The 9278-nt window shown below is 56.0% G+C and carries 1 protein-coding gene; it reads left to right on the top strand.

What is annotated here, in order from left to right; translation table 11 throughout:
* Positions 1 to 9278: Ig-like domain-containing protein (locus tag NXT09_RS22270; RefSeq protein WP_268581184.1), on the top strand; the 9278-nt coding region annotated here is incomplete at both ends.

The following is a 9278-nucleotide window of genomic DNA, read 5'->3' as shown; positions in this document are numbered from 1 at the left end:
GCAGCAAACGGCGATATCTCCGCCAGCGTGACCACACGCGATACCGCAGGCAATGCCACCACCGCGAATACCAGCCACGCCTACGGTGTGGATACGGTTGCGCCAGTTGCTTCGATCTCTATTGATAACGTCACGTCCGATAACGTGATTAACGCCAGCGAATCGGGTCAGACGATTGCGGTCACTGGTCAGGTCGGTAATGAAGTGAAAGCGGGTGACGCTATCACCGTAAAAGTTGGTACCGAGACCTACCAGACCACGGTCAATACCGATGGCAAAACCTGGAGCGTGAATGTTCCCGGTTCTGTACTGGCTGCTAACGGTGATGTCTCTGCTTCGGTCACCACACGCGATGCCGCTGGCAATGTCACCACCGCTAATACCAGTCACACATATGGTGTGGATACGGTTGCGCCAGTTGCGTCGATCTCTGTCGATAATGTCACGTCTGATAACGTGATTAACGTTAGCGAATCGGGTCAGACGATAGCGGTGACGGGGCAGGTCGGCAATGAAGTCAAAGCAGGCGATGCGATCACGGTTAAAGTCGGCACCGAGACGTACCAGACCACAGTCAATACTGACGGCAAGACCTGGAGCGTCAACGTTCCAGGCTCTGTTTTAGCGGCGAACGGTGATGTGAGTGCGACGGTCACTACGCGCGATACCGCAGGTAACGTCACCACCGCCAACACGAATCACACTTACGGCGTGGATACGGTTGCGCCGGTGGCGTCGATTGCTATCGATAACGTCACCGCTGACAATGTCATCAATGCTACCGAATCCGGTCAGACGATAGCCGTCACGGGCCAAGTGGGCAATGAAGTGAAAGCGGGTGATGCGATCACTGTTACCGTCGGCACAGAAACGTACCAGACCACAGTGAATGCCGATGGCAAAACCTGGAGCGTCAACGTTCCAGGATCCGTGCTGGCAGCAAACGGCGATGTGAGTGCGACAGTCACCACGCGTGATACCGCAGGCAATGCCACCACCGCCAATACCAGCCACTCTTATGGTGTCGATACCGCTGCGCCGGTGGCGTCTATCACTATCGATAACATCACGTCAGATAACGTCATCAACGCCACTGAATCAGGTCAAACCATCGCAGTGACGGGTCAGGTGGGCAATGAAGTCAAAGCGGGCGATGCAATCACCGTTACCGTCGGTACCGAAACGTATCAAACCACGGTGAATACGGATGGTAAAACCTGGAGCGTCAACGTTCCGGGATCCGTGCTGGCAGCAAACGGCGATGTGAGTGCGACAGTCACCACACGGGACACCGCAGGCAACGTCACTACCGCCAACACCAGCCATGCTTATGGTGTGGATACCGTCGCGCCGGTGGCGTCGATCTCTATCGACAATGTCACGTCGGATAACGTGATTAATGCCAGCGAATCCGGCCAGACGATTGCGGTGACGGGTCAGGTCGGTAATGAAGTCAAAGCGGGCGATGCGGTTACCGTTAAAGTCGGCACCGAAACGTACCAGACCACGGTGAATACCGACGGAAAAACCTGGAGCGTGAACGTTCCGGGCGCTGTACTTGCTGCTAACGGTGATGTCTCTGCTTCGGTCACCACGCGTGATACGGCAGGCAACGCCACCACCGTCAATACCTCCCATGCTTACGGTGTGGACACCGTTGCGCCAACCGCATCGATTACTATCGATAACGTCACCGCTGACAATGTCATCAATGCTACCGAGTCCGGCCAGACCATTGCGGTGACGGGCAAAGTCGATAACGACGTGAAAGCCGGTGATGTGGTTACGGTCAAAGTCGGCACCGAGACCTACCAGACCACGGTGAATACCGATGGCAAAACCTGGAGCGTGAATGTTCCGGGGGCGGTGCTGGCTGCGAATGGCGATGTGAGTGCGACCGTGACTACCCGTGATACCGCAGGCAATGCCACCACCGCCAATACCAGCCACGCTTACGGTGTGGATACGGTTGCGCCAACAGCTTCCATTACTATCGATAACGTCACGTCCGATAACGTAATCAACGCCAGCGAATCCGGTCAGAGCATTGCCGTCACCGGTCAGGTCGGCAACGAAGTCAAAGCGGGCGATAGCGTTACGGTTACCGTTGGCACCGAAACGTACCAGACCACGGTGAATACCGACGGCAAAACCTGGAGCGTGAACGTTCCCGGTTCGGTGCTGGCCGCCAATGGCGATATCTCTGCTTCGGTCACCACACGCGATCTAGCGGGCAATGTCACGACGGCCAATACCAGTCACACTTACGGCGTGGATACCGTTGCACCAATCGCTTCTATCGCTATCGACAATGTCACATCGGATAACGTGATTAACGCTACTGAATCCGGCCAGACCATTGCTGTGACGGGTCAGGTCGGTAATGAAGTCAAAGTCGGCGATGCGGTTACGGTTACCGTCGGTACCGAAACCTACCAGACCACGGTGAATACCGATGGTAAAACCTGGAGCGTCAACGTTCCAGGATCCGTGCTGGCAGCAAACGGCGATGTGAGCGCTACCGTCACCACACGTGATACCGCGGGCAATGTCACCACCGCGAACACCACTCATGCTTATGGTGTCGATACGGTTGCGCCAACAGCTTCCATTACTATCGATAACGTCACGTCGGATAACGTGATTAACGCCAGCGAATCCGGCCAAACTATTGCCGTGACCGGTCAGGTCGGCAATGAAGTCAAAGCGGGCGATAGCGTTACGGTTACCGTTGGCACCGAAACGTACCAGACCACGGTGAATACCGATGGCAAGACCTGGAGCGTGAACGTCCCGGGATCGGTGCTGGCCGCCAATAGCGATATCTCAGCAACGGTCACCACGCGTGACCCCGCAGGCAATGTCACCACAGCCAACACGAATCACACTTACGGCGTCGATACCGTTGCGCCAGTCGCGTCGATTTCTATCGATAATGTCACGTCCGATAACGTGATTAACGCGAGCGAGTCCGGTCAGACGATTGCGGTCACTGGTAAAGTCGATAACGACGTCAAAGCGGGTGATGCGGTTACCGTTAAGGTCGGTAGCGAGACCTACCAGACTACCGTCAATGCGGACGGCAAAACCTGGAGCGTGAATGTTCCGGGGGCGGTGCTGGCGGCGAATGGCGATGTGAGTGCGACCGTCACGACACGCGACACCGCAGGTAACGTCACCACCGCGAACACCAGTCACACTTATGGGGTGGACACCGTTGCGCCTGTGGCGTCGATTGCTATCGATAATGTCACATCCGATAACGTGATTAACGCGGCCGAGTCCGGCCAGACCATTGCGGTCACCGGTCAGGTGGGCAATGAAGTCAAAGCGGGCGATGCGGTTACCGTTACTGTCGGCACCGAAACGTACCAGACGACCGTCAATACCGATGGCAAGACCTGGATCGTGAATGTTCCCGGTTCTGTACTGGCTGCTAACGGTGATATCTCTGCCACCGTGACCACGCGCGATACGGCAGGCAACGCCACCACCGCCAATACCTCCCATACTTATGATGTCGATACCGTTGCGCCAACCGCATCGATTACTATCGATAATGTCACGTCAGATAATGTGATTAACGCAACCGAGTCCGGTCAGACGATTGCGGTCACTGGCAAGGTGGGCAATGAAGTCAAAGCGGGCGACGCGGTTATCGTAAAAGTCGGCACGGAGACCTACCAGACGACGGTGAATACCGACGGCAAGACCTGGAGCGTGAATATTCCCGGTTCGGTATTAGCCGCCAATGGCGATATCAATGCCACGGTCACTACCCGTGACACCGCTGGCAATGTCACGACCGCGAACACCAGTCATGCTTACGGTGTCGATACGGTTGCGCCGGTCGCGTCGATTGCTATCGATAATGTCACATCCGACAACGTGATTAACGCTGCCGAATCGGGTCAGACGATTGCGGTGACGGGGCAGGTTGGCAATGAAGTGAAAGCCGGCGATGCCATTACGGTAAAAGTCGGTACCGAAACGTACCAGACGACGGTGAATACCGACGGCAAGACCTGGAGCGTGAATGTTCCGGGCTCCGTGCTGGCTGCTAATGGTGATGTGAGCGCGACCGTCACCACACGCGATCCAGCAGGCAATGTCACGACTGCCAATACCTCTCATGCTTATGGCGTCGATACCGTTGCGCCTGTGGCGTCGATTACTATCGATAATGTCACATCCGATAACGTGATTAACGCGGCCGAGTCCGGCCAGACGATAGCGGTGACGGGTAAAGTCGATAACGACGTTAAAGCGGGCGATGCGATCACCATTACCGTTGGCACCGAGACCTACCAGACCACCGTGAATACCGATGGTAAAACCTGGAGCGTCAACGTTCCGGGGTCGGTACTGGCTGCTAACGGTGATATCTCCGCCACCGTGACTACCCGTGATACGGCGGGCAATGTCACCACCGCGAACACCAGCCATGCCTATGGTGTCGATACGGTTGCGCCTGTTTCTTCAATTTCAATTGATAACGTCACGTCCGATAACGTGATTAATGCGACTGAGTCCGGTCAGACCATTGCCGTGACCGGTCAGGTCGGCAATGAAGTCAAAGCGGGCGATGCGATCACCGTTACCGTTGGTACGGAAACCTACCAGACGACGGTGAATACCGATGGCAAAACCTGGAGCGTGAATGTTCCCGGTTCTGTATTAGCGGCCAATGGTGATATCTCTGCTTCGGTCACCACCCGCGATACGGCAGGCAATGTCACCACCGCCAACGCCAGTCACGCTTACGGCGTGGATACCGTTGCGCCGGTTGCCTCAATTTCTATTGATAATGTCACCAGCGATAACGTGATCAACGTTACTGAATCGGGTCAGACGATTGCGGTCACGGGTCAGGTCGGTAATGAAGTGAAAGCTGGTGACGCGGTTACCGTCAAAGTGGGCACTGAAACCTACCAGACGACGGTGAATACCGATGGCAAAACCTGGAGCGTGAATGTTCCCGGTTCAGTACTTGCTGCTAACGGTGATGTCTCGGCTTCGGTCACTACCCGTGATACCGCCGGCAATGTCACTAACGCGAATACCAGTCATGCCTATGGTGTCGATACGGTTGCGCCTGTTGCTTCAATTTCAATTGATAACGTCACGTCCGATAACGTGATTAATGCGACTGAGTCCGGCCAGACCATTGCCGTCACCGGTCAGGTGGGCAATGAAGTCAAAGCGGGCGACGCGGTTACCGTTAAAGTCGGTACCGAGACGTACCAGACGACCGTCAATACTGATGGCAAAACCTGGAGCGTGAATGTTCCGGGGGCGGTGCTGGCGACGAATGGCGATGTGAGTGCGACCGTCACGACACGCGACACCGCAGGTAACGTCACCACCGCGAATACCAGCCACACATACGGCGTGGATACGGTTGCGCCAGTCGCGTCGATCGCTATTGATAATGTCACCAGCGATAACATCATCAATGCCAGCGAGTCCGGCCAGACTATTGCCGTTACCGGTCAGGTCGGCAATGAAGTCAACGCGGGCGATGCGATCACCGTCAAAGTCGGTACCGAGACCTACCAGACCACCGTCAATGCGGATGGAAAAACCTGGAGCGTGAATGTTCCGGGGGCGGTGCTGGCGGCGAATGGCGATGTGAGTGCGACCGTCACGACACGCGACACCGCAGGTAACGTCACCACCGCGAACACCAGTCACACTTATGGGGTGGACACCGTTGCGCCTGTGGCGTCTATTTCTATTGATAACGTCACGTCGGATAACGTGATTAATGCCAGCGAATCCGGTCAGACGATTTCCGTCACCGGTCAGGTCGGCAACGAAGTCAAAGCCGGCGACGCCATCACCGTTACCGTTGGCACGGAAACCTACCAGACGACGGTCAATACCGACGGCAAAACCTGGAGCGTGAATATTCCGGGGGCGGTACTGGCAGCCAATGGCGATGTGAGTGCCACGGTTACGACCCGCGATACGGCTGGCAATATCACCACGGCCAATACCTCGCACACTTACGGTGTCGATACGGTTGCACCAACGGCGTCGATCGCTATCGACAATGTCACATCCGACAACGTGATTAACGCTGCCGAATCGGGTCAGACGATTGCGGTGACGGGTCAGGTTGGCAATGAAGTGAAAGCCGGCGATGCCATTACGGTAAAAGTCGGTACCGAAACGTACCAGACGACGGTGAATACCGACGGCAAGACCTGGAGCGTGAATGTTCCGGGCTCCGTGCTGGCTGCTAATGGTGATGTGATCGCGACCGTCACCACACGCGATCCAGCAGGCAATGTCACGACTGCCAATACCTCTCATGCTTATGGCGTCGATACCGTTGCGCCTGTGGCGTCGATTACTATCGATAATGTCACATCCGATAACGTGATTAACGCGGCCGAGTCCGGCCAGACGATAGCCGTGACGGGTAAAGTCGATAACGACGTTAAAGCGGGCGATGCGATCACCGTTACCGTTGGCACAGAAACGTACCAGACCACAGTGAATGCCGATGGCAAAACCTGGAGCGTCAACGTTCCAGGATCCGTGCTGGTAGCAAACGGCGATGTGAGTGCGACCGTCACCACGCGTGATACCGCAGGCAATGCCACCACCGCCAATACCAGCCACGCTTACGGCGTGGATACCGTCGCGCCTGTGGCCTCAATTTCTATTGATAATGTCACGTCGGATAACGTGATTAATGCTACCGAATCCGGTCAGACGATTACCGTGACGGGTCAAGTCGGCAATGAGGTCAAAGCGGGCGACGCCATTACGGTGAAAGTCGGTACCGAGACCTACCAGACGACCGTCAATACCGACGGCAAAACCTGGAGCGTGAACGTTCCGGGGGCGGTACTGGCAGCTAATGGCGATGTGAGTGCGACGGTCACTACGCGCGATACCGCAGGTAACGTCACCACCGCCAACACGAATCACACTTACGGCGTGGATACGGTTGCGCCGGTGGCGTCGATTGCTATCGATAACGTCACCGCTGACAATGTCATCAATGCAACCGAATCCGGGCAGACCATTGCGGTGACCGGTAAAGTCGATAACGACGTGAAAGCCGGTGATGCGGTTACCGTCAAAGTCGGTACCGAAACGTACCAGACGACCGTCAATACCGATGGTAAAACCTGGAGCGTGAATGTTCCCGGTTCGGTGCTGGCAGCGAACGGTGATGTGAGCGCCACGGTCACCACACGTGACACCGCGGGCAATGTCACGACTGCGAACACGAATCACACTTACGGCGTCGATACGGTTGCGCCGGTGGCCTCAATTTCTATTGATAACGTCACATCAGATAACGTCATCAACGCCACTGAATCAGGTCAAACCATCGCAGTGACGGGTCAGGTGGGCAATGAAGTTAAAGCGGGCGATGCGATCACCGTTACTGTCGGTACCGAGACCTACCAGACCACGGTCAATACCGATGGTAAAACCTGGAGCGTGAATGTTCCCGGTTCTGTGCTGGCAGCGAATGGCGATATCTCCGCCACCGTGACTACCCGTGATACGGCGGGCAATGTCACGACTGCGAACACGAATCACACTTACGGCGTCGATACGGTTGCGCCAGTGGCCTCAATTTCTATCGATAACATCACGTCAGATAACGTCATCAACGCCACTGAATCCGGGCAGACCATTGTGGTGACCGGTAAGGTGGACAATGAAGTTAAAGCCGGTGATGCGGTTACCGTGAAAGTCGGTACCGAGACCTACCAGACCACGGTCAATACCGACGGCAAAACCTGGAGCGTCAATGTACCGGGGTCGGTACTGGCTGCTAATGGCGATGTGAGCGCGACGGTGACCACGCGTGACACCGCAGGCAATGTCACTACCGCCAATACCTCTCATGCTTATGGCGTGGATACGGTTGCACCTGTGGCCTCAATCTCTGTCGATAACATCACGTCAGATAACGTGATTAATGCCAGCGAATCGGGCCAGACGATTGCGGTCACCGGTCAGGTCGGTAATGAAGTTAAAGCGGGCGATGCGGTCACCGTCAAAGTCGGTACCGAGACCTACCAGACGACGGTCAATACGGATGGTAAAACCTGGAGCGTGAATGTTCCGGGCGCTGTACTTGCTGCTAACGGTGATGTCTCTGCTTCGGTCACCACGCGCGATGCGGCAGGCAATGCCACCACCGCCAATACCAGTCACACTTACGGTGTGGATACGGTTGCGCCTGTTGCTTCTATCTCTATTGATAATGTCACGTCCGATAACGTGATTAATGCCAGTGAATCCGGCCAGACGATTGCCGTCACAGGGCAAGTTGGCAACGAAGTCAAAGCGGGCGACGCGGTTACCGTGAAAGTCGGCACCGAGACTTACCAGACTACCGTGAATACTGATGGCAAAACCTGGAGCGTCAACGTTCCGGGGTCGGTGCTGGCCGCGAATGGCGATGTGAGCGCCACGGTCACCACCCGTGATACCGCGGGCAATGTCACCACCGCGAACACCACTCATGCTTATGGTGTGGATACGGTTGCGCCGGTGGCGTCTATCACTATCGATAACATCACGTCAGATAACGTCATCAACGCCACTGAATCAGGTCAGACGATAGCCGTGACCGGTCAGGTCGGCAACGAGGTTAAAGCGGGCGATGCAATCACCGTTACCGTCGGTACCGAGACCTACCAGACGACGGTGAATGCGGACGGCAAAACCTGGAGCGTGAACGTTCCGGGGGCGGTACTGGCCGCCAATGGCGATGTGAGCGCCAGCGTCACCACGCGTGATATCGCGGGCAATGTCACGACCGCGAACACCAGTCACGCTTACGGCGTGGATACGGTTGCGCCGGTGGCGTCCATCTCTATTGATAATGTCACCAGCGATAACGTGATTAACGCGACTGAGTCCGGCCAGACCATAGCCGTCACCGGTCAGGTCGGTAATGAAGTCAAAGCGGGCGATGCGATCACCGTTACCGTTGGCACTGAGACTTACCAGACGACGGTGAATAGCGATGGTAAAACCTGGAGCGTGAATGTGCCGGGCTCGGTACTGGCCGCCAATGGTGATGTGAGTGCGACCGTCACCACACGCGATACCGTAGGTAACGTCACCACCGCGAATACCAGTCACACTTATGGTGTGGACACCGTTGCGCCCGTGGCGTCGATTGCTATCGACAATATCACCTCCGATAACGTGATTAATGCGACTGAGTCCGGCCAGACCATAGCCGTCACCGGTCAGGTCGGTAATGAAGTCAAAGCGGGCGATGCGATCACCGT

The organism is Pectobacterium jejuense (genome assembly GCF_026800125.1).
Classification (GTDB): domain Bacteria; phylum Pseudomonadota; class Gammaproteobacteria; order Enterobacterales; family Enterobacteriaceae; genus Pectobacterium; species Pectobacterium jejuense.
Note: the sequence above shows the minus strand (reverse complement) of the source record. Positions and strands in the feature narration are given on the sequence as shown.